Consider the following 21429-nt stretch of genomic DNA (forward strand, 5'->3'; position numbering starts at 1 on the left):
TATGGCCGGGAGCGAGCCCCCCGTCCCCAGGATCGACACCAGCAAGCCGCATCCGGCCCGGGTGTACGACTGGTTCCTGGGCGGCAAGGACAACTACCCGGTCGATGAGGCGCTCGGCCGTCACATCATGAGCATCGACAACCGCGCCAAGCATGTCGCCCGGACCAACCGGTGGTTCATGCAGCGCGTCACGCGATGGATGGCAGGGCAGGCGGGCGTACGCCAGTACCTCGACATCGGCACCGGCATCCCCACCGAACCCAATCTGCACCAGATAGCCCAGGGCGTCGCCCCCGCGTCCCGGGTCGTCTACACCGACAACGACCCGATTGTTCTGAAGCATGCGGAGGCGTTGCTGCGCAGTACGCCGGAGGGCGTGACCGACTACATCCAGGCGGATGTACGCGAGCCCGGCCGCATCCTCGAACAGGCAAGGAAAGTCCTGGACTTCGAGCAGCCGATCGCTCTCTCGCTCGTCGCGCTGCTGCACTTCGTCGGCGACGAGCACCGGCCGTACGAGCTGGTGCGCCAACTCGTGGACGCGCTGCCGTCCGGCAGCTACCTCGTACTGTCCCAGCTCACCGCCGACTTCGACCCACTGGCCGTCCAGCGCGGCGTCGACATGTACGCGGCCGGCGGCGTCACGCTCGTGCCGCGCTCGCTCGCCGAGGTCGGGCGCTTCTTCGAGGGGCTGGAGCCGACGGAGCCGGGCGTCGTCCAGCTGACGCGGTGGCACCCGGAGCTCGGCGTCGACGAGGTCAGCGAGGGGAACGAGGCGGCCTCTCTGTACGCGGGAGTGGCCCGCAAGCCGTAGTCAGGACCCGCGGCCCCCAAAAATTGCTTATGATGCGCGGGTGTTCGATTCCCGGCACATCAAGACGTTCCATGAAGTGGTCAGGGCCGGTTCGTACTCCGCCGCCGCCCGGGCGCTCGGCTATACGCAGCCCGCGATCACCCAGCAGATGAAGGCCCTCGAACGAGACGTCGGCACACCGCTGTTCATCCGGGTCGGCCGCGGAATGCGTCTCACCGAGGCGGGGGAGGCGCTGTCCCGGCACGCCACGGTCATCCTCGACAGCATGTCCGCGGCCCAGCAGCAGATGGGCGCCCTCACCCGGCTGCGCTCGGGACGCGTCCGCGTGTGCGCCTTCCCCAGCGCCAGTGCCACCATCATCCCCGAGGCGATGGCGCGGCTGGCCGCAGGGCATCCCGGGGTCCGCGTCGACCTGCTGGAGAACGAGCCGCCCGAGTCGCTGCAGCGCGTGGTGCGCGGCGAATGCGACATCACGCTCGCCTTCACCTACCCCGGTCTGCATGAACACGTGCCGGACGAGCTCGTGGAGATCCCGCTGCTCGAGGACCAGTTGACGGTGCTGCTGCCGGCCGGGCATCCCCTGGCACGGCGACGGGCGGTGCAGCTGGCGGATCTGGCCGAGGAACGCTGGATAGCGGGGTGCCTGCGCTGCCGGGCCAACCTCCTGCACGAATGCGCGGAGCTGGGCTTCGCGCCGGACATCGCGTTCACGACCGACGACAACCTCGTGGTGCAGAGCCTGGTCGCGGAGGGGCTCGGCGTCGCGATGATCCCGGCGCTCGTACTGAACTTCCTCTGCCACCGGAAGGTCACCGGGCGGCCGCTGCAGCCCGCCTCCCGGCGGCAGATCTCGGCGTACGTCCTGCGGGAGCATCTGCGGATCCCGGCGACTGCGCTGGTACTCGACGAGCTCAGGACGGTGGCCGCCAACAAGGTCGGCTGCTGAGATTCGCAGCCGTCATCCATAAGCGGGGCTTGGGAAGTGGCGAAGAAGTCGTCGTTGGACGTGATGGATCGGGTGACGCGACCCTGCCCGTATGACCGCATCGACCGGATCGACCGCCTTCAGGGCCGCGCGTACGACCGACCGTCTCGACGTGCTGATCGCCGAGGTGCGCGAGGCGGTCGGCCGCGGACTGCCACCGGACCTGACGGCGCATCTGGTCGGTGAGCACCTGGCGCCGCACCTCGGCGCGGAGGATCTGCTCACGCCGGAGCAGTGCGAGAGCGACCCCGCCTGCTACCGCCAGCACCTGCTGCACGCCGAGCACGACGGGAGCTTCTCGGTCGTCGCGCTCGTCTGGCTGCCAGGCCAGGGCACGTCCGTGCACGACCATGTGTCGTGGTGTACGACCGGTGTGCACGAGGGCGAGGAGTACGAGCGGCGCTACCGGCTCCTGCCGTCCCCGGCCACCGGCACGGCCGCCCGTCTCGTGGCCACCGGCGATGTGGTCAACGGCCTGGGCGCGGTGTGCGGATTCGCGCCGCCCGGTGACATCCACCGCGTCTGGAACGCGGGCGCCGGCCGTGCGATATCCCTCCATGTCTACGGCGCGGACATCTCCCGTATCGGCAGCAGCGTCCGCCGGGTCTACGAGCTGCCGGCCGACCGCTGATGGCACTGCTCCGGGAACGGGCGGCCAAGGCGCCCCCTTCCGCTGTCCCGCCGCGCCGACTGCCCGGACTCGCGCTCGCCGTCGCCGGTGTCGCGGTGGCCTGGTCCGTGCACCAACTGCTGCCAGGCATACCGATGCTGACCGCGGCGGTGGTCCTGGGCATCGTGGCGGCGCATCTTCCCGGTGCGCGCTCCGTCGTCCGGGGAGCGGCCCGCCCGGGGCTCTCGTACGCAGCGAAACGGCTGATGCGCATCGGCATCGTCCTGCTCGGGCTGAAGCTGAGCCTGGCCGATGTGCTCGGCCTCGGCTGGGCGACGGTCACCATGGTGCTCGGTGTCGTCGCGGCGACCTTCCTCGGCACCTGGTGGCTCGGCCGCCGGATGGGCCTGCCCGGCGATCAGCCGCTGCTGATCGCCGCCGGGTACTCGATCTGCGGGGCGTCCGCGATCGGCGCCGTGAGCGAGGCGGCGGACAGCGACGAGCGCGACGCGGCGACATCGGTGGCACTGGTGACCCTCTGCGGGACGCTCGCCATCGCCGTACTGCCGCTGCTGCAACAGCCGTTGGGGCTGGGCGATGCGGAGTTCGGCCGGTGGGTGGGCGCGAGCGTCCACGACGTGGGCCAGGTCGTCGCCACCGCCCAGACGGCCGGTCCCGGTGCGCTCGGCGAGGCGGTCCTGGTCAAACTGATGCGGGTGGCGCTGCTCGCGCCGCTCGTCGCGGCGGTGGCGCTGTCCGTACGCCGCCGACGGGCCGGGTCGCATGCGGCCCCGCCGGGCAGGAAGCGGCTGCCGCTGGTCCCCCTGTTCGTGGTCGGTTTCCTGGCGATGGTGGTCCTGCGCAGCACGGACCTGCTTCCGGCGGCGGCGATCGACGCGACGCAGACGGTGCAGGAACTCCTGCTCGCCGCCGCGCTGTTCGGGCTCGGCAGCGCGGTCGATCTGCCGTCGCTGACCCGCACGGGCGGGCGGGTGGCGGCGCTGGGACTCTGCTCGTGGGCGGTGGTGGCGGGGGTGTCGTACGCCGGAGTGCTGCTGGTCATGGGCTGACGGCGGGCGCCGGCTGAGCAGCGCCGACGCCGGGCGCCGGCCGAGCAGTGTCAGCCCGAGCAGCCGGGGCGCCGGCGTCCGGTGAGAAGCGTCGACCCCGGGGCGTCAGCCGAGCAGCGTCGGCGCCGCCCGCTCCAGTACGTCCGAGACCCGCTCCCACGTCTCCATGTCCCGTTCCACCGGCGGAAGTTCCGTCCCGCCTCCCCCCTGCCAGCTACTCGCCAGCGCCACCGGGTCCTCGCCGGTCGCCGCTCCCGCGGCAAGGGCCGCCGCGCCGAGGGCGACCAGTTCGTCGCTCCCGGGGATCACCAGCGGGCGGCCGGAGAGGCGGCGTACGGTCTCCACCCAGTGACGCCCCCGCGCGCCGCCGCCGATCAGGAGCAGCGGGCGGGCGGCGACCTCCGGATCGGCTGCGTCGAGGCCGCAGGCGCGCAGCACCTCGTCCAGCGCCCGCAGCACGGTCACGACCGCGCCTTCGTAGGCGGCGCCCAGGAGTTGCTGCCGGGTCGTGGTGTGCCGCAGACCCATGAGCAGACCGGAGGCGGCGGGCAGATCGGGAGTGCGCTCGCCGTCGAGATACGGCAGCAGGACGACCTCCCCGCCCGCCTCCGCGGTGTCGCGGTGCAGTCCCAGCAGGGCTGCGACCTTGTCGACGGCGAGCGTGCAGTTCAGCGTGCAGGCCAGCGGGAGATACGTACCGTCGGCTGCGGCGAAACCGGCCAGTGCCGCGGACGCGGGCCGGGTGCGGCTGGCGGCGAAGACGGTTCCCGAGGTGCCGAGGCTGAGGGCCGGATGGTCGAGCAGCCCCGCGCCGCCGAGACCCAGGCCGACCGCGGCGGCCATGTTGTCGCCGGTGCCCGCGGCGACCGCGATACCCGCGGGCAGGCCGAGCTCCCCGGCGGCAGCGGCGGTGAGCGAGCCGATACGGGCCGCGCCGGTGGCCGCCACCGGGGGCAGCAAGTCGCCGTCCAGTCCGATCAGTTGGAGGAGCTCGGGGTCGTACGCGCCGGTGGCGGTGGAGTACCAGCAGGTCCCCGAAGCGTCCCCGGGGTCGGTGGCCGCGGTGCCCGCCAGCCGTTCGGTGAGGAAGTCGTGGGGGAGTCGTACGGCGGCCGCCGCCGCGGCCGACCGGGGCTCGTGCTCCCGCAGCCACTGCCACTTCGCGGCCGTCATAGATGCGACCGGGACCGATCCGGTACGGGCCGTCCAGGCGTCCGGGCCGCCGAGGGCCTCGGTGAGGGCGGCGGCCTGCGGGGCGGAGCGGGTGTCGTTCCACAGCAGCGCGGGGCGCACCGGACGCCCGGCGCGGTCGAGGACGACCAGGCCGTGCTGCTGCCCGGCGACCGCGATGCCGGTCACCGCGGACGCGGACAGACCAGAATCCTTGAGTCCGGTGGTGACGGCCTCGCACAGCGCGTGCCACCACACCTCGGGGTCGCTCTCGCGTGCGCCGCCCTCGCCGCTGACCTGGTGCGGGGCACGGCCGACGGCGAGCGTACGGCCGGTGACCGCGTCGATGAACACCGCCTTGGCGGACTGGGTCGAGCTGTCCACGCCGATGACGACCGGATGCGTCGGCATTGCCTCACCACTCCCTTCCGGCCATTTTGGCCGTCCGGGAAACAAATTACGTCAAGGTGTCCGGCGGCAACAGGTGCTGGGGGGCTTCATTGGCGGGGAGGGGCCGTGTCATATTAGTAAGGTCAGCAAACAAACCGTGGATCGAAGGCGGTCAAGGCGATGTCGGAACGCTTCACCCCCACCCCCGAGGACAAGTTCAGCTTCGGCCTCTGGACGGTCGGCTGGCAGGGCAGGGACCCCTTTGGGGACGCGACCAGGCCGGCCCTGCACCCCGTCGAGTCCGTGCAGCATCTCGCCGGGCTCGGCGCGTACGGCGTCACTTTCCACGACGACGACCTGATCCCTTTCGGTGCTACCGATGCCGAGCGCGAGTCGCACGTCAAGCGCTTCCGGCAGGCGCTGGACGCGACGGGTCTGGTGGTGCCGATGGCCACCACGAATCTCTTCAGCCACCCCGTCTTCAAGGACGGCGCCTTCACCGCCAACGACCGGGACGTACGCCGGTACGCGCTGCGCAAGACCATCCGCAACATCGACCTCGCCGCCGAGCTCGGGGCGCAGACCTATGTCGCGTGGGGCGGACGGGAGGGCTCGGAGTCGGGCGCGGCGAAGGACGTGCGCGTCGCACTGGACCGGATGAAGGAAGCCTTCGACCTGCTGGGGGAGTACGTCACCGAGCAGGGCTACGACCTGCGCTTCGCCATCGAGCCCAAGCCCAATGAGCCGCGCGGCGACATTCTGCTGCCCACCGTCGGGCATGCGCTGGCCTTCATCGAGCGCCTTGAGCGGCCGGAGCTGTACGGCGTCAATCCGGAGGTCGGCCATGAGCAGATGGCCGGGCTGAACTTCACGCACTCCATCGCCCAGGCGCTGTGGGCGGGCAAGCTCTTCCACATCGACCTCAACGGGCAGAGCGGCATCAAGTACGACCAGGACCTGCGGTTCGGGGCGGGCGATCTGCGTACGGCGTTCTGGCTGGTCGACCTGCTGGAGACGGGCGGCTACGAGGGCCCGCGGCACTTCGACTTCAAGCCGCCGAGGACGGAGAACTTCGAGGGGGTGTGGGCCTCGGCGGCGGGATGCATGCGGAACTATCTGATTCTGAGGGAGCGGGCGGCGGCGTTCCGCGCGGATCCGCGGGTGCGGGAGGCGTTGAAGGCGTCCCGTCTGGATGAGCTGATGCTGCCCACGGCGGCGGACGGGGTGGCCGGGCTGCTCGCGGACCGCGGCGCGTTCGAGGAGTTCGACGTGGAGGCGGCGGGGGAGCGGGGGATGGGCTTCGAGTATCTCGACCAGCTGGCGATGGACCACCTGCTCGGGGTGCGCTGAGAGGGCGGCCTGGGGCCTTGCTCGGGCGCTGCGCCTGTGCCGGGGCCCGGCGCCTCAATCGCCGGCGGGGCTTGCTTTCGGGGCTCCGCCCCGGACCCCGCGCCTCAATCGTCGGCGAGGCTGGATTGTGCCGAAGGCCGTACACCCTCAGGGCACCGCGTACGCCACCGGGTCCGCCAGGACGTCCTGGACCACCCGCGCCGCCGCGCCCCGTGCCGCGTCCGCCGCCGGGGACGAGGCGCGCAGGCGGCCGCTGCCCTCGGGCCACAGACCCGACACCACCCGGCCGGCCAGCTCGCCGCCCGCCGCCGGGGACAGCCATGGCATCAGCGGGCGGTAGATCCCGCCGAGCACCACCGCGTCCGGGTCGAAGAGGTTCACCGCGCCCGACAGCACCCGGCCCAGCATCAGCCCGGCCTGCCGGAGCGCAGTCACCGCGCGCTCGTCGCCCTCCCGGGCCCGCCGCTCCAGTTCCGCCACGCCCGCCGCGCCGGCGTTCTCGTCGATGCCCGCGGCCCGCAGCAGCGCCGACTGACCGGCGTACTGCTCCAGACAGCCCCGCGAACCGCAGCGGCACTCCGGCCCGTCCGCCTCCACCACGACATGGCCGATCTCCCCGGCGAACCCGTGCGCCCCACTCAGCAGCTCACCGTCCAGGACCAGCGCTCCGCCGACCCCGATCTCGCCCGTCAGATACAGGAAGCTGCGCACCTGGCCCAGACCGCCGAACCACAGCTCGGCCAGCGCCGCCAGGTTGGCCTCGTTCTCCGAGCGCACGGGCAGCGCGGCAAGGCCCGGCCGCAGGGCGGCGAGCGCCTCGGCGAACGGGCCCTCGGCCGCGACCCGGGTCCAGCCGAGATTGGGCGCCTGGCGGACCGTTCCCGCCGATATCAGCCCCGGCAGCGCCAGCTCCGCGCCGACCGGCCGCAGGTCCTGCTCCGCGGCCGACGCCAGCGCACGGGCGGCGATCCCGGCGGCGCGGCCGAGCACCTGGGCGGGCGCCGCACCCCGGTTGTCGAGGTGCTCGACGAGCCGCACCCGGTCGGTGCCCGCCAGATCCACCACACACACCGACACATAGTCGACGTTGATCTCGACCCCGATGCCGGCGACACCGGTACGAGCCACCTTCAGTACGGTGCCGGGCCGGCCGGCCTGACCGCTGAACGTCTTCCCGGACTCGGAGAGGAAGCCGCTCTCCATCAACTGCTCCACCAGCGAGGAGACCGCCGCGCGGGTCAGCCCGACCCGCGCCGAGACCCCGGCCCGGGTCACCTCGCCCTCGTCGCGGACAGCCCGCAGCACCAGGCTGAGATTGTGCCGTCGCACAGTCTCCCGGTCGGCCTTGGGCTCAAGGGGTGTGTGGTTACGCGTGTGGTTGCCGTTCATCTTGGCGCCGAGCCTAAGCGGTGTCGGGGAAGTCCGGGTGGGTGAAGGAGCGGGTGGAGGGCCGAGTCTGGCAAGGCGGAGGAAGGAGTCCACGCGGAGCGTCGGCGACTGACGACAACGCAGCCGGGCGACAGCCATCGGCCCGCGACGCCGCCCGGACTTCGCCGGGGCCGCTTAGCCTCGCGCCGTGGCGCAAGCAGCGGGCGGTGCAGATGGGCGCGTGGCGGCTACCGGCCCCCGACAGGTGCTCACGCCCTGCGGACTGTCTGCGGATTGGTCCGGCGATCGCGGTGGCTCACTCACAGCGCCATGGGCCACAAGCCTCCGCGAGGCAGGCGATGCGTCAGAGCACAAGGGCACCTGAAGGTCACACGCGCCGCCTACGTAAAGTGTGGGCCATGCTGGCGGAATCTCCTCTGATACAGAGCATGCGTACGGCCGTTGCGGCCGCGCCCGACGACGTGCTCCTACGTCTGCACCTGGCCGAGCTGTTGCTGAATGCGGGGCACACCGACGCCGCGGTGGCTGAGGTGGCCGTGACACTGCAGCACGCGCCCTGTGATGTCCAGGCGCGCGAGTTGATGGCCCGGGCCATGGGCGCGCCGGCGGTCGGGCCCGGTGAAGCCATGGCTGCCGCACCGCCCCCGGCCGCCTCAACCACCGCACCGCCGCGAGCCTCGGCGCCCGAGCAGCCTCCGGCCCCCGCCCCTCGATCCACCGTGGGCTTCGACTGGAAGGCCGCCGAGAACCAGGTCGGCGATGTCGTGCCGCCCCGGTTCACGGAGGCGCCGCTCGCCGTGGACGGCAACGGCGATCCCGGTGATGCCGCCGCCTGGGACGTGGAGCTGCCCGGTACCGTCCGCCTCGCCGATGTGGGCGGTATGCCGGAGGTCAAGGAGCGTCTGGAGGCCGCATTTCTGGCACCGCTGCGCAATCCGGAGCTGCGCCGCCTGTACGGCAAGAGTCTGCGCGGCGGTCTTCTGCTCTACGGGCCGCCTGGTTGCGGCAAGACCTTCATCGCGCGGGCCGTCGCCGGTGAGCTCGGTGCGAGTTTCCTGTCCGTGTCGGTCAACGACGTGCTCGACATGTGGATCGGCAACTCCGAGCGCAACATGCACGAGGTCTTCCAGACCGCCCGCCGCCAGGCCCCGTGCGTGGTGTTCCTGGATGAGGTGGACGCGCTCGGCGGCAAGCGCAGCCGCACCCAGAGCAACGGGATGCGCAACACCGTCAATCAGCTACTGACCGAGCTGGACGGCATCGACGCGGGTGCGAACGAAGGCGTGTTCGTGCTCGCCGCGACCAACGTGCCCTGGGATGTGGACATTGCCCTGCGCCGCCCCGGCCGACTGGACCGGACCTTGCTGGTGCTGCCGCCCGACGGCCCGGCTCGGGAGGCGATCCTCCGCTATCACCTGCGCGACAGGCCCATCGAGAATGTCGACTTGAGCAAGCTGCTCAAAGCCACCGACGGCCTGTCCGGCGCCGATCTGGCCCACTTGTGCGAGGGCGCGGCCGAGTACGCGCTGCTGGATTCGGCCCGCACCGGCACCGTGCGCATGATCGGCATGAAGGACATGCTGGCCGCGGCCGGGCAGATCGCGCCCTCGACCGAGCCGTGGTTCGCGGCCGCCCGCAACGTGGCGATGTACGCGAACGAGGGCGGGATGTACGACGACCTGGTGGCCTATCTGAAGAAGAAGCGGAAGCTGTGACCACACTGCACCCGACCATCGAACAGGCTCAAGGCCTCATCGAGCTCGAACGCTACGACCAGGCCAGGGCGCTGCTGGGGCAGCACCTCGCCGAAGACCCCGGGGACGTACGCGCCTGGGTCAAGGTCGGCTACTGCCACCTGAACACGCAGCGGCCACAGCAGGCACTGGAGTCTGCCGGCCAGGCGCTCGAACTCGCCCCCGAGGACTACGGCGCACTCATCCTGCGCGCCGAGGCGCTGATCCGCGTGCCCAGCAGGTCATGGCGCGAGGCCGAGCCCGTACTGCGCGAAGCGGTTCGCATCGACCCCCACCACTGGTACGGCTGTGCCATGCTCGCCGACGCCGTATGGCGCATGTCGGTGGTCCGTTACGCCAAGGCGACCGCCACCCAGGAGCTCCAGCACCACGACGTCGCCCGCCTCTCCGGCGAGGCGGCCGACTTGGCCGTGGAGGCGATACGCCTGGGCCCCGAGGAGGTCTACCCCCTCGAAGTCGCACGGTCGATCGCCGGCTTCTCGGGCAAGAGCGCCGTAGCCGACCAGCTCGACCGCGCCATCCTCCGACTCGACCCCACCCACGTCGAGGCCCTGGCCAGGCAGACCGGGAAGGCAGCCGACGCCCCGGGCGTCAAGGCTGTCCAGGCCGCCGACCTGTACGCCTCCGGGCTCGCCGCCGCACCGGACTCCGACTCGATGCAGCGCGGGCTCGACCAGGCCACGTACCGCATGTTGCGCGGCATGCGCTGGCTCGCCCTGCTCTGTCTCGGCCTCGCCGGAGTGATGACGGACCTGTTCGCCGTCGAGGGCGAGGTGCAGCGGGAGTTGCCGCTCTCGCTCGGCCAGCGCCTGTGGTACCTCGTGCCGGTGACCGCCATCTGGATCGTCGGCGCCCTGCTGCGCTACCGCCGAAGGCGCACCGGAGTCCGGCTCAATGTGCAGTCGCTGATGCGCCGCGGTCGGTGGGCCCGCCTCGTAGTGGCCCAGGCGGCCTGGTCCATGCTGTGCGCGTTGCTGATCGCCCAAGTCCCTTGGACCGACCGGCTGTTGCCCCAAGTGCTCTTCTGGGCAGGGCTCACGCCGACGTTCGCCACGATCTGGTTCGACCGGAAGAAGGCCCGCTGAGCAGCACTCCGGCGGGCAGTGGACACCACCGCCGCCGGATCGGTCCGGGCATCAGCCCTGTGGCCCGCGGTATCCCAAGGACGCCTCGATCCGTCCGGCGAGTCCGTCCCGCCGCAGGGGGCCCCGGCCGGTCGAACCGGCAAGCCAGGAACGGCACTTGCTGCTGAGCAGCAGACCGAAGCTCTCCGCCTCGTTCTCCTCGGACTGGTCGAAGCCGGTTCTGGCCGCGACCTTCAGCACGGTCGCCTGGAGGTCGGCCTCGGCCGAGAGCAGCCGCGCGGCGACGGCCGCGCCGTCGACGTGATGCGTGCAGTGCCCGGCCTTCATGTGCCAGAGCTCATGGCCGAGAATGACCAGTTGGTGGTCCGGGGCGGTGCGCTCCTCGATGACGATCAGGTCCTGGTCCGTCATGTCGAGCCAGAGACCGCTGGCCGTGCCGGGCGGGAACGAGGCGGTGCGGAACCGGACGGGCCTGCCGCGGCGCCTGCTCATTCCCGCGCACAGGGCGGCATAGAGATCGGCGGGGTCCGCCGGGGCGGGCAGATCGATTCCGGCGATCAGCTCGCCGCACAGCCGGCGCATCTCCTTGCCTATGCTCACCGTTCTCCTCTCCCCGTCAGCTCCCGCGCGCACACGCGTGTTTCCAACGCTGTCCTGAAATCAGGGTTCTGTCGGCTTGACGCTCTCCAGGAGCATGTCGAGCCACTCGGTGACCTTGTCCCGGTGTTTGTCGGTGGGCAGTTGGGCCGCCCGCCAGGCGATGCCCCGTACGCCATGGTCCTGCAGCAGCCGCTCCAGCGGGTCGCTCTCGCCGGTGTAGTCGTGCAGCAGTTTCTGTTCCGTACGCTGCAGCGCGCCGTTGAGCGCATCGGCGTCGTCCGCGGTAAGAAATCCGGCGTGGACCTCGAAGAACCTCTGAATCGCATCGCAGTGCTCCATGGTCGGCCGGCGGTCGCCGTTGATGAGCGCGCCGGCCTGCTGACGCGACATGCCCGCGCCGTCGGCGATCTCCTGCTGGGTGTACCGGCGGCCGTTGGGCTTGAGCCGGGTACTGCGCAGCAGGTCGAAGCGTTGCAGAAAGCGTGTCTGAAGGTCGGGTTCGCCGGCCGGGTGGCCGTCGAGGAGCGCGCCGACCACGTCGGCGGGGACGCCGGAGGCCTCGGAGAGCTGGTCCACGTCGAAGATCTCGCCGTGGCTCAGTCCGAGCTTGCCGACGAGTTCTGCGACGCGGGCGATGGATGCCGCGAGCGGGCCTGTGGCCGTCCGGCCCGGAACCAAGAAGCCGTCTGTCACCAGTAGGTCTCCTAGATCACGCGAGGTCGCTCCGCAGGCAGTGGGCTGCCGGGAGACTAACCGTCTCGGATGAATACGACCAGGACTTGCCACAGCTGTGGCGCGATCTGAGCGCTCAGCGGCGTTGAATGCCACGATAGTTGACATGGCCGCGTTTGCGGTAGCAGGATCGCCAAGCGGTGTGAAGATCCAAAGGGCGCTGCCGCAGCGGGACTTCGAGAAGGGTGGCGTTCTCGATGACACATGAGGCAGGCGTGGAACGGCCTGGTGTCCATGGGCGGCGAGGGTGTGCCGGGACCGCGCGTGGCGCGGTGCGGGCGAGGCGGGTCACCGATGTGCTCCGGCGGCGCCGGGAGGAACTCGGCCTGAGCGTGGAGGACGTGGCCGCGCGGCTGAAGATCAGCACGGGCGCGTACGGCAGCTGGGAGCGGACCCCTGCCCAGGAGTGGACCGACGAGAAGCTCTGCGCTCTCGTCCAGGCCCTCGAGATGAGCGACCAGCAGGGGGGCTGGCTCTTCCGTCTCGCCGTCGACCGTGATCCGCCCCAGCCCTGGAAGCTGCCTGTGGGAGCGTCGGTGCCGGTGCCTCCGCTGGGCCCCGCGCGCCCGTCCGGGCCCGCCTTTCCGTCCGGGCCCGTGCGTCCGTACGCCCCCGTGGCTCCGGCGCTGCCGGTGACCCCGGCCGAGCCGCTGGATCCGTCGGCGGCCGCGGGCCCTTCCGACCCCGAGACACAGTCCTACCTGCGCGACTACGCCGCGATGATGGACGCCGTACCGCTGCCCTCCGTGCTTTTCGACCGGCGCTGGGACGTCGCGCACGCCAACCCTGCCTTCGAGGCGCTGTTCCATGGCGTCGGGCCGCATCCCACGGCGATGCCGGGCCAGAACTTCCTGCGGTTCGTGCTGTTCCACCCGGACGCGGGAATGGTGCTCGCCGACCGCGAGACGAGCTGGTGCCTGCCCCTGCTCGCGCAGTTGGAATCAGCTCTGGAGAGTTACGACGGAGACCGAGTTCTTCAGGCCATTCGCGGCGACATCGCCGAGGACCCGATCATGGACGCCGCCTACCGGTGCGGACTGTCGCACTGGATGCGCGACGCGGGGGCGGCCGCCGTCCATCACGACGGGGCCGTACGACCGCTGAATCACCCCGATCCGCGGTGGGGGCGTACCGAGTGCCGGATTGTCGACGAGACTCCCGCGAGCCTTCAGGACAGAGGGTTCACCCGGATGACGCTGGTGCTGCGTGAGGCCCGGGTCGCCGAACCGCTGCTGCGGCGGGGCAAGTCGCATCTGAGGGCCGTCTCCAGCGGCTGAACGGGAGCCGGAACCGGAACCGCGGGCAGGCCGGGGAAAGCGGAACGGGCTGCCCCTTGTCAGTCGGTCTTCTTCGGCGTCCGCGCGGTGAACCGGGCGGGGCTGCGCAGCCCGGTCGCGTTCCCCTCTCCCCAGCGGCGATTTCCCGGGCCCGCCGAGACTTGAGGTGTCACGCGTAACGTGCCCGAATCCCCTGCGTTCCGCCGGGGATTCGGGGGTCCGCCCCCGGGAACGGCTGCGACGGTGTTCCGGGAGTTCGTGTGGCTGCGCTCATCGAGGACTATGCACTGATCGGGGACATGCAGACCGCCGCCCTGATCGCCAGGGACGGTTCGGTCGACTGGTTCTGTCTGCCGCGCTTCGACTCGCCCGCGGTCTTCGCCGGGCTGCTCGGCACCGAGGAACACGGCTTCTGGCGGCTGGCCCCGGCGGGCCTCGCCGACGGCGCGGGAGCCGCCACCCGCCGCCGCTACCGCGGTGACTCACTTGTCCTGGAATCGGAGTGGGACACCCCCGAAGGAACGGTTCGGCTGATTGATTTCATGCCGCCCAGAGGCGCGGGCCGGGGTCGGCCGGATGCCGCACCCTGTCTCGTACGAATGGTGGAGGGCGTCTCAGGGCGGGTCCGCATGAGTTCCGCACTGCGGATGCGCTTCAGCTACGGCCGGATCGTCCCCTGGGTGCAGCGCGAGCACGGACCCGGCGGCCGCGACCGGCTGGTCGCCGTGGCCGGTCCCGACGCGCTCTGGCTGGACGCCGACGTCGACACCTACGGCAGCGATCTGACCACCCACGCGGCGTTCAGCGTCGGCGCGGGCGAGCGCGTCACCCTCACCCTGAGCTGGCAGCCCTCCCACGGCGACGCGCCGCCCCGGCCCAACGCCGCCCAACTCCTCGCCGACACCGAGAACTTCTGGTCCCGGTGGACCGGCCAGTGCAGCTACTCCGGCCCCTGGCGGGAAGCCGTCGTCCGCTCGCTGATCACCCTCAAGGCGCTCACCTACGCGCCCACCGGCGGAATCGTCGCCGCTCCCACCACCTCACTGCCCGAGGAGATCGGCGGCGTACGCAACTGGGACTACCGCTACGCCTGGCTGCGCGACGCCGCCATGACGCTCACCGCCCTGCTGCGCACCGGCTACCACGAGGAGGCACGCCGCTGGCGCGAATGGCTGCTGCGGGCCGTGGCCGGGGACGCGCAGAACCTCCAGATCATGTACGGAGTGGCGGGCGAGCGCGAGCTGCCGGAGGCCGAACTGCCCTGGCTGCCCGGCTACGAGAAGTCGGGCCCGGTCCGGATCGGCAACGGCGCCGCCAACCAGCTCCAGCTCGATGTGTACGGCGAGGTCGTGGACGCCCTCTGGCTGGGCCAGACCTCCGGGCTCTCCCGCGACGACAGCACCCACATCCTCCAGATGAAGCTCATGAACCACCTCGAGTCCAACTGGCGCGAGCCCGACGAGGGCATCTGGGAAGTGCGCGGCCCACGCCGTGACTTCGTCCACTCCAAGGTGATGGCCTGGGTCGCCGCGGACCGCACCGTACGCAGACTCTCCAGGCTGCCGCTGGAGGGCCCGGTGCAGCGCTGGCGCGCGCTGCGCGACGAGATACACCGCGACGTCTGCGCCCACGGCTACGACCCCGAGCGCAACACCTTCACGCAGTACTACGGCTCGCGCGAGCTGGACGCCTCGCTGCTGCTCATCCCGCAGATGGGCTTTCTGCCGCCCTCCGACCCGCGCGTGGTGGGGACCATCGAGGCCGTCCAGCGGGAGCTGTGCGACGACGGCTTCGTACGCCGCTATCCGGTGCCCGACGGCGGCTCCGACACCCTCGGCGGTGATGGACTGCGCGGCGGCGAAGGGGTCTTCCTGGCCTGCTCCTTCTGGCTCGCGCACGATCTCGCACTGATCGGCCGCGGGGCGGAGGCACGCCGGCTGTTCGAGCGGCTGCTCGCGCTGCGTACCGATCTCGGTCTTCTGGCCGAGGAATGGGACACCCGGCGCGGCCGGCTGGTGGGAAATTTCCCGCAGGCATTCAGCCATGTGCCGCTGATAGACACCGCCTTGCGGCTGTCCTGAACGCAGGTGGGCGGCCCGCTCCTGGAGTGAGAGTCGAGCGGGGCGGCGCATTGTCGTACGGCACTGGCATTTCCGCGCAGAGGAGATCGGCCATGTCGTCGTTGCGAACGTTCGTCCTTGTCAATGTGCTGCGTCCCGTGGGCCGGGCCCTCATCGCCTACGGGATGTACTGGGTATGGATCCCCGGCATCCACTATGAGGAAATCCTGCCCACTGACAGGTTCCCGCGAGAAGACAGCCGTGAATATCGCACCCTTTTCGGTGAGGTCGAGCCGCCTTCAAGGCAGCCTTGAGACGGATTTCCCAAGCTCTGGCCATAAGTACGCGGCTCTGGGGGAAAAGATGGCTGCACACCGGAACTTCACCGAACTCGCGTCGCACAGAGCGTCGGAACTCGCACGCCAGGAGGCCTATTTCTGCGTCCGTGCGGATCAGCAGGGCGAGCTGGAATCCGATGTGCTCAGCTACGGGGAACTCGGTGAACGGGCCAAGCGGCTCGCCTCCTGGCTCCAGGAGCGCGGATCGCACGGCCACCGGGTGCTCATCCTCCAGAGCGACGTACGGGAGTTCATGAGCAGCTTCCTGGGCTGTCTGTACGCCGGGGCCGTCGCCGTGCCCGCACCGGCCCCGGTCGGATCGCGGCAGAACGTCGAACGGGTCGCGAACATCGTCAGGGACGCCTCGGTCAGCTACATCCTGACCGATGCCGCGATGGCCTCGTCCGTCTCCCAGCTGCTGGCCAACATCGGCCACCAGGAGGTCGCCTGCCTGGCCACGGACCGCGCCGAGGTCGGCGACGCGGACGCCTGGCGGATGCCGGACCTGTTCCCCGACGACGTGGCCTTTCTGCAGTACACCTCCGGCTCGGTGAGCGAGCCCAAGGGCGTCATGGTCACCCATCGCAATCTGCTCGCCAACCAGCGCGCCATCCAGCAGGCCATGCGCACCACGGCGCGGTCCCGGGTGGGCGGCTGGCTGCCGTTCCACCACGACATGGGGCTCGTCGGTCATCTGCTGCACCCGCTGTGGCTCGGCGGCGCCGGAGTGCTGATGCCGCCGATGACCTTTGTGAAGCGCCCGTTGCGCTGGCTGCAGATGGTCGACGAGTACGGCATCACCACGGGCGGCGGCCCCAACCTGGCGTACGACCTGTGTCTGCGCCGGATCAAGGACGACCAGATAGCGGAGCTCGATCTCTCGCGCTGGGAGACGGCCGTGAACGGTGCCGAGCCGGTACGGGCCGAGACCATGGACGCCTTCGCCGAGCGCTTCGCGCCGGCCGGCTTCCGCAAGGAGGCCTTCTACCCCTGCTACGGACTCGCCGAGTCCACACTGCTGGTGACCGGGGGAGCGCCCGGGCGCACGGCCGACACGCGGCAGGTGGACGCCGCCGAACTCGAACACCACCGGCTGCGGCCCGCCTCGGTCGGCAGCCCCGTCAGGACGCTCGTCAGCTCCGGCAGGCCGCAGGGGTGCGAGGTGGCCATCGTCGACCCCGCGAACTGCAGAAGGCTTCCGGCGGGAGAGGTGGGCGAGGTCTGGCTGCGCGGCGAGAGCGTGGCCCGCGGCTACTGGAACCGCCCGCTGGAGAACGCCCTCGCCTTCAGGGCCACCACCGAGGACGGTGAGGAGGGCTATCTGCGTACCGGAGACCTCGGGGCCATGGACGGCGACCAGCTCTACATCACCGGGCGGATGAAGGACATCATGATCGTCGCGGGTCGCAATCTCTACCCGCAGGACATCGAACGCAGCGTCCAGCGCGTGAGCGCGCTCTTCGGCTCCAGCGCCGCCTTCGCCGTCGAGTCCGACCGCGACCATGTCGTCGTCGTCCAGGAGGTGCGCACCGGCTCCGGCTTCGAGGCCGAACTGGCCTCGCTCTCCGCCGCGGTACGGATGTGCGTCTCCAAGGAGTTCGAGGTCGCCGCCGAGAACGTGCTGCTGGTGCGGCCCGGCACCGTACGGCGCACCACCAGCGGAAAGCTTCAGCGCACCGCCATGCGGCAGCTCTTCCTCGACGGACGGATACAGCCGCTGCACGAGGTGCTGCACCCGGATGTCCGCCAGTTGGTCTCGGTGGGTGCGGGGCAGGAAGTCCCCCACGGAGCCGGCGGATGACGGCGACCACCGAGCGGACCGGCACCGCCGAGCGGACCGGGACCACGGAGCGGACCGGGACCACGGAGCGGACCGGGACCCTGCGGACCGTAGCGGCCGTGCACGCCCCGGACGCCGAGGAGGCCGCTCCCGGTCTGCGCTGGCAGCTCGCGGAACAGCTGGACCAGCGGCTCGGCGACCCCAACGCCGCAGGACCGCTCTCCTACGCCCGCGCCGCGAGCGAGGACGCTGCCGAGGAGTTCCCGGCGGAGGCCTGCGAACTGCTGGGCGCCCTAGGCGTCCACCACTACTACATCCCCGCGGAGTACGGCGGTTCGCTCACCGGCTTCCCCCAGCTGCTCGAAATCGTGCGCACCATCGCCCGCCGCGATCTGACCACTGCCATCGGACACGGAAAGACCTTCCTCGGCGCGGTCTGTGTGTGGGTCGCCGAGGACCGTGTCGGAGCGGAGCGCCTCGCCTCCCTCGTACGGGCCGGTGAGCCGGTCTCCCTCGGACTGACCGAACGCACCCACGGCAGCGATCTGATGGCCGGCGAGGTCGTCGCCGAGCGCACCGAGGGCGGCTACCTCATCACCGGCGAGAAGTGGCTGATCAACAACGCCACCCGGGGCCGGCTCGTCTGCCTGCTGGCCCGCACCGCCGCCGAGGGCGGCCCGCGCGGCTTCAGCCTGCTGCTCGTCGACAAGAACGAACTGCCCGAGGACAGCTACCGCACCCTGCCGAAGGTGCACACTCTCGGCATCCGCGGCGCGGACATCAGCGGTATCGCCTTCGACCGCGCGCCCGTCGGCACCTGCTGCCTGGTCGGACGCGAGGGCGAGGGCCCCGAAGTCGTACTCAAGGCCCTGCAGATCACCCGCTCGCTGTGCACCGCGCTCTCGCTCGGCGCCGCCGACCACGGGCTGCGCGTCGCCCACCGCTTCGCCGCCGAGCGCGAGCTGTACGGACGCAAGCTGCTCGACCTCCCCGCGGCCCGCCGCACGCTCGCCGAGACCTACGCCGACCTGCTCGCCATGGAAGCGCTGAGCACCGTCGCCGCCCGCTCCATCCACACCCTGCCCGACGAGCTCAGCGTCACCTCCGCGGTCGCCAAATACCTGGTGCCGACCGTCGTGGACGACATCCTGAACCGGCTGCGCGGAGTGCTCGGCGCGCGCGCCGTCCTGACCGACCACTACGCACACGGCCGGTTCCAGAAACTGGAGCGCGACCACCGCATCGTCGGGATCTTCGACGGCAACACGATGGTCAACCTCTATGCCCTGACCGCCCAGTTCCGCACCCTGGCCCGCTACCACCCGGACCACGACCGCGAACCGGACGCCGTCGCCGCCACCTTCTCCTACGCCCGCGAGCTGCCCGGCCTGCGCCCGGGACAGCTGAGCCTGCTGGCGCGCCGCGGCAGCACCGTACTCGGCTCGCTGCCGACGGCCGCCGAAGTACTCGGCGCACAGGCATCCCGGGACCCGGAGCTCGGCCGGGCGGCAGCGCTCGCCCGGACGCTCGCCACCGCGGCCGATCAGCTGCACACCAGAATGCGGGCCGCGCGCCCCGTGCCCGGCGGCGCACCTGTGGAGAGCTTCGATCTGGCGCGCGGCTACAGCATGTGCTTCGCCGCCGCCTGCTGCCTCGGCGTCTGGCAGCACAACCGGCGCCTCGCCCGCGAGGTGCGCACCGCCGAGCTGTGGACCTCGGGCCTCTGGCTCGAAGCCGTACTGGCCCGGCTCGTGGACCGGCTCGAACAGGCGGTGCCGGGCATCACAGGACCGCAGCCCCGCCCGCCCGCCGCCTACGACGCCGAACTGGAGTCGCTGTACGAGCGGTTGCTCGGCCGGCTGACCGCACAGTACGAAGCGGGAGAGCTGTTCTCCCTGCTGCCCGGCCGTATCGCAGAGGGACCGCCATGCTGACCCCGAACCAGGAAGAAGTCCGCATCCAGCAGCGCGTCGCCGAGCTGGAACGGCGCTTCGGCGACCCCGGCGACCCCGACAACCCGCTCGGCCTGGACGCGCTGCTCGCCGCCGACGAACGCGGCGAACTGCTCGCCGAGGCCGAGCAGGTCCTGGCGGAGTTCCGGCTGAACGCCGAATTCGTGCCCATCGAACTCGGCGGCAGGCTCGACCGGATCGACACCCTCGGCCGGGTCCTGCGCGGAGTCTTCCGCCGGGACGCCAGCCTCGGACTCGGCTACGGCGCCACCACCTTCATCGCGGCCATCGCGATCTGGACGGCCGGCACCCCCGAGCAGCAGCGGCGGGTCGCCGATCTGCTGCTCGGCGGCGGGCGGCTGGCCGTCGCGTACCACGAACTCGCCCACGGCAACGACTTCGTACGCAATGAGTTCAGCGCGACACCCACCGACGACGGCTTTGTGATCTCCGGTGCGAAACACGTCATCAACAACGTCGAACGGGCCGAGGCGCTGGTGCTGTTCAGCCGCACCGAGGAGAGCGTCGGCAGCCGCAGCCACTCCGTGCTCCTCGTCGACAAGGCCGTGCTGCCCGCCGACCGCTACGGCTATCTGCCGCGGTACGAGACCGTCGGCGTACGCGGCTGCCAGAACGCGGGCGTGGAGTTCACCGACTGCCCGCTGCCCGCGGACGCCCTCGTCGGCAAGCTCGGCGACGGCGTCGAACTGGCCCTGCGCTCCTTCCAGATCACCCGCAGCGTGCTGCCCTCCATGATCCTCGGCGGCGGTGACACCGCGCTGCGCACGGCCGTCGGCTTCGCACTGGACCGCAAGCTCTACCACCGCTCCGTGCTGGAGATCCCGCACGCCCGCGCCACGATCGTCGGCGCCTTCACGGATCTGCTGATCAGCGACTGTCTGGCGCTGGCCGCCACCCGGGCCGTGCATCTCGTCCCGGAGGCCACCAGTGTGTACGCGGCCGCCGTCAAGTATCTGCTGCCCAAACTGCTCACCGAGACCGCCTACGACCTGTCCATCGTCCTCGGCGCCAACTTCTACGTACGCAACGGGGCTTACGGCGCCTTCCAGAAGCATGTGCGCGATCTGCCCATGATCAGCCTCGGGCACGCGGGCACGGCAGCCTGCCAGGCCACGATCATCCCGCAGCTGCCGAGGCTCGCCCGCACCGCCTGGTTCACCGGCAAGGGCGCCCCGGAGGGCCTGTTCCGGATCCGCGACGGGCTGCCGCCGCTCGACCCGGCCCGGCTGGTGCTGGTCGCCGGAAGCGATGCGCTGATCGCCTCGCTGGAGGGCGCGGCGGAGTCCATCGCGGGCACCGAAGGCCGGCGGGCCGGCGAGTACACCGAGGCGCTCACCACCCTCGCCGCGGCGCTCGAGGACGAGCTCCGCAGCCTCCAGGCCGAGTGCCGGGACATGGCGCCCAAGGACCGCACCGTCCTGGCCAGCCCCAAGGCCTACGCCATCGCCGACCGCTACACGCTGCTGCTGGCGGGCGCCGCCTGCCTGGGCGTCTGGCGGCACCAGGACCCGGACGACGACCCGTTCCTCGCTTCCCCCGCCTGGCTCGCCGCCGCGCTCACCCGGCTGGTGAAGCGGCTCGGCCACCCGCTGCCGAAACTCCCGGACGGCTGGGAGAACCAGCTGCTCAACGAGGTACTGAACCGCTATCACGAAGCCCGCAGTTACGACCTGTACGACACCCCGATCGCCGGCTGACCGCAGACACGTTGAGGAGCATCAGATGGTGCTGCAACCCACCGGGGGAGAAGCCCCGGCCCCCTGGTCGACCAAGCCTGTGGCCGAGTTCGACGCACACGACTTCCGCACCTGGCTGATCACACGGCTGAGCGAGTATCTCCAGCGCCCCGCCGACGAGATCGGTCCGCGCGTCCCCTTCGCGGAGTACGGGCTCGACTCGGTGGCGGCGCTCAGCCTCTACGGGGACATCGAGGAGGAGTTCGGGCTCTTCCTCGAACCGACCGTCGCCTGGGACCACCCCACGGCCGACGATCTGGCCCGTCACCTCGCGGAGGAGTTCACCAAGGCCGGCGGCGAGCATCGGGAGGTGTGA

Annotated in this window: 18 protein-coding genes; 14 read left to right on the top strand and 4 right to left on the bottom strand. The window is 71.1% G+C overall.

The window, feature by feature from the left end:
• Position 1: 1 nt before the first annotated feature.
• From SLUN_RS33320 to SLUN_RS33335, 4 genes are all read left to right on the top strand, one after another.
• Positions 2–814: an SAM-dependent methyltransferase gene (locus SLUN_RS33320; RefSeq protein WP_108153640.1), complete on the top strand. Its 813-nt coding sequence runs from the start codon at positions 2–4 to the stop codon at positions 812–814.
• A gap of 40 nt (positions 815–854) precedes the next feature.
• Positions 855–1760 (top strand): LysR family transcriptional regulator, encoded by a 906-nt coding sequence (locus tag SLUN_RS33325; protein ID WP_108153641.1) that lies wholly within the window; start codon positions 855–857, stop codon positions 1758–1760.
• 91 nt (positions 1761–1851) lie between these two features.
• On the top strand, positions 1852–2430 hold the full coding sequence (locus SLUN_RS33330) for a cysteine dioxygenase family protein (protein WP_108153642.1): 579 nt from the start codon (positions 1852–1854) through the stop codon (positions 2428–2430).
• Complete coding sequence (locus tag SLUN_RS33335; protein WP_108153643.1) at positions 2430–3479, top strand: YeiH family protein; 1050 nt, start codon at positions 2430–2432, stop codon at positions 3477–3479. The genes SLUN_RS33330 and SLUN_RS33335 overlap by 1 nt, the downstream gene beginning before the upstream one ends.
• 105 nt (positions 3480–3584) lie before the next feature.
• On the opposite strand, the gene xylB is transcribed toward SLUN_RS33335, so the two are convergent.
• The gene (gene xylB, locus SLUN_RS33340; RefSeq protein WP_108153644.1) at positions 3585–5060 is read right to left on the bottom strand and encodes a xylulokinase; all 1476 of its coding nucleotides are present in this window, start codon (positions 5058–5060) and stop codon (positions 3585–3587) included.
• A 159-nt stretch (positions 5061–5219) separates the two neighbouring features.
• Between xylB and xylA the strand changes: the two genes are divergently transcribed.
• Positions 5220–6389, top strand: a complete 1170-nt coding sequence (gene xylA / locus SLUN_RS33345) for a xylose isomerase (protein WP_108153645.1) — start codon at positions 5220–5222, stop codon at positions 6387–6389.
• A gap of 147 nt (positions 6390–6536) precedes the next feature.
• Here the strand turns inward: xylA and SLUN_RS33350 are convergent, their stop codons facing one another.
• Positions 6537–7778, bottom strand: a complete 1242-nt coding sequence (locus tag SLUN_RS33350; protein ID WP_108153646.1) for an ROK family protein — start codon at positions 7776–7778, stop codon at positions 6537–6539.
• Positions 7779–8176: 398 nt separating this feature from the next.
• Between SLUN_RS33350 and SLUN_RS33355 the strand changes: the two genes are divergently transcribed.
• Positions 8177–9493: an ATP-binding protein gene (locus SLUN_RS33355; RefSeq protein ID WP_108153647.1), complete on the top strand. Its 1317-nt coding sequence runs from the start codon at positions 8177–8179 to the stop codon at positions 9491–9493.
• A complete protein-coding gene (locus tag SLUN_RS33360) occupies positions 9490–10617 on the top strand; it encodes a tetratricopeptide repeat protein (protein ID WP_159100385.1) in 1128 nt (375 codons plus the stop codon). The genes SLUN_RS33355 and SLUN_RS33360 overlap by 4 nt, the downstream gene beginning before the upstream one ends.
• A 51-nt stretch (positions 10618–10668) precedes the next feature.
• On the opposite strand, the gene SLUN_RS33365 is transcribed toward SLUN_RS33360, so the two are convergent.
• Positions 10669–11199 carry a toxin-antitoxin system, toxin component gene (locus SLUN_RS33365; protein WP_108155077.1) on the bottom strand — a complete coding sequence of 177 codons (531 nt, stop codon included), beginning with the start codon at positions 11197–11199 and terminating at the stop codon, positions 10669–10671.
• A gap of 78 nt (positions 11200–11277) precedes the next feature.
• Entirely contained in the window at positions 11278–11910 is a 633-nt protein-coding gene (locus SLUN_RS33370; RefSeq protein ID WP_108153649.1) for a helix-turn-helix domain-containing protein, read from the bottom strand.
• A 236-nt stretch (positions 11911–12146) separates the two neighbouring features.
• Between SLUN_RS33370 and SLUN_RS33375 the strand changes: the two genes are divergently transcribed.
• From SLUN_RS33375 to SLUN_RS33405, 7 genes are all read left to right on the top strand, one after another.
• Positions 12147–13226 carry a helix-turn-helix domain-containing protein gene (locus tag SLUN_RS33375; RefSeq protein ID WP_108155078.1) on the top strand — a complete coding sequence of 360 codons (1080 nt, stop codon included), beginning with the start codon at positions 12147–12149 and terminating at the stop codon, positions 13224–13226.
• A 260-nt stretch (positions 13227–13486) separates the two neighbouring features.
• A complete protein-coding gene (locus SLUN_RS33380; RefSeq protein WP_108153650.1) occupies positions 13487–15307 on the top strand; it encodes a glycoside hydrolase family 15 protein in 1821 nt (606 codons plus the stop codon).
• Positions 15308–15399: 92 nt separating this feature from the next.
• The gene (locus SLUN_RS33385) at positions 15400–15600 is read left to right on the top strand and encodes a hypothetical protein (protein WP_108153651.1); all 201 of its coding nucleotides are present in this window, start codon (positions 15400–15402) and stop codon (positions 15598–15600) included.
• Positions 15601–15649: 49 nt separating this feature from the next.
• On the top strand, positions 15650–17425 hold the full coding sequence (locus SLUN_RS33390; protein WP_108153652.1) for a fatty acyl-AMP ligase: 1776 nt from the start codon (positions 15650–15652) through the stop codon (positions 17423–17425).
• Positions 17422–19338 (top strand): acyl-CoA dehydrogenase family protein, encoded by a 1917-nt coding sequence (locus SLUN_RS33395; RefSeq protein ID WP_108153653.1) that lies wholly within the window; start codon positions 17422–17424, stop codon positions 19336–19338. The genes SLUN_RS33390 and SLUN_RS33395 overlap by 4 nt, the downstream gene beginning before the upstream one ends.
• Positions 19332–21074: an acyl-CoA dehydrogenase family protein gene (locus SLUN_RS33400; RefSeq protein ID WP_108153654.1), complete on the top strand. Its 1743-nt coding sequence runs from the start codon at positions 19332–19334 to the stop codon at positions 21072–21074. Before SLUN_RS33395 ends, SLUN_RS33400 begins: the two co-directional genes overlap by 7 nt.
• A gap of 25 nt (positions 21075–21099) precedes the next feature.
• The gene (locus tag SLUN_RS33405) at positions 21100–21429 is read left to right on the top strand and encodes an acyl carrier protein (protein WP_108153655.1); all 330 of its coding nucleotides are present in this window, start codon (positions 21100–21102) and stop codon (positions 21427–21429) included.

Source organism: Streptomyces lunaelactis, from assembly GCF_003054555.1.
Lineage (GTDB): Bacteria > Actinomycetota > Actinomycetes > Streptomycetales > Streptomycetaceae > Streptomyces > Streptomyces lunaelactis.

What these genes read in the sequence shown, in the direction of transcription:
- SLUN_RS33320 (WP_108153640.1), top strand. Translation starts at nt 2, where the DNA reads ATGGCCGGGAGCGAGCCCCCCGTCCCCAGGATCGACACCAGCAAGCCG.
- SLUN_RS33330 (WP_108153642.1), top strand. Translation starts at nt 1,852, where the DNA reads ATGACCGCATCGACCGGATCGACCGCCTTCAGGGCCGCGCGTACGACC.
- SLUN_RS33335 (WP_108153643.1), top strand. Translation starts at nt 2,430, where the DNA reads ATGGCACTGCTCCGGGAACGGGCGGCCAAGGCGCCCCCTTCCGCTGTC.
- xylB (WP_108153644.1), bottom strand. Translation starts at nt 5,060, where the DNA reads ATGCCGACGCATCCGGTCGTCATCGGCGTGGACAGCTCGACCCAGTCC.
- xylA (WP_108153645.1), top strand. Translation starts at nt 5,220, where the DNA reads ATGTCGGAACGCTTCACCCCCACCCCCGAGGACAAGTTCAGCTTCGGC.
- SLUN_RS33350 (WP_108153646.1), bottom strand. Translation starts at nt 7,778, where the DNA reads ATGAACGGCAACCACACGCGTAACCACACACCCCTTGAGCCCAAGGCC.
- SLUN_RS33355 (WP_108153647.1), top strand. Translation starts at nt 8,177, where the DNA reads ATGCTGGCGGAATCTCCTCTGATACAGAGCATGCGTACGGCCGTTGCG.
- SLUN_RS33365 (WP_108155077.1), bottom strand. Translation starts at nt 11,199, where the DNA reads ATGCGCCGGCTGTGCGGCGAGCTGATCGCCGGAATCGATCTGCCCGCC.
- SLUN_RS33375 (WP_108155078.1), top strand. Translation starts at nt 12,147, where the DNA reads ATGACACATGAGGCAGGCGTGGAACGGCCTGGTGTCCATGGGCGGCGA.
- SLUN_RS33385 (WP_108153651.1), top strand. Translation starts at nt 15,400, where the DNA reads ATGTCGTCGTTGCGAACGTTCGTCCTTGTCAATGTGCTGCGTCCCGTG.
- SLUN_RS33390 (WP_108153652.1), top strand. Translation starts at nt 15,650, where the DNA reads ATGGCTGCACACCGGAACTTCACCGAACTCGCGTCGCACAGAGCGTCG.
- SLUN_RS33395 (WP_108153653.1), top strand. Translation starts at nt 17,422, where the DNA reads ATGACGGCGACCACCGAGCGGACCGGCACCGCCGAGCGGACCGGGACC.
- SLUN_RS33400 (WP_108153654.1), top strand. Translation starts at nt 19,332, where the DNA reads ATGCTGACCCCGAACCAGGAAGAAGTCCGCATCCAGCAGCGCGTCGCC.
- SLUN_RS33405 (WP_108153655.1), top strand. Translation starts at nt 21,100, where the DNA reads ATGGTGCTGCAACCCACCGGGGGAGAAGCCCCGGCCCCCTGGTCGACC.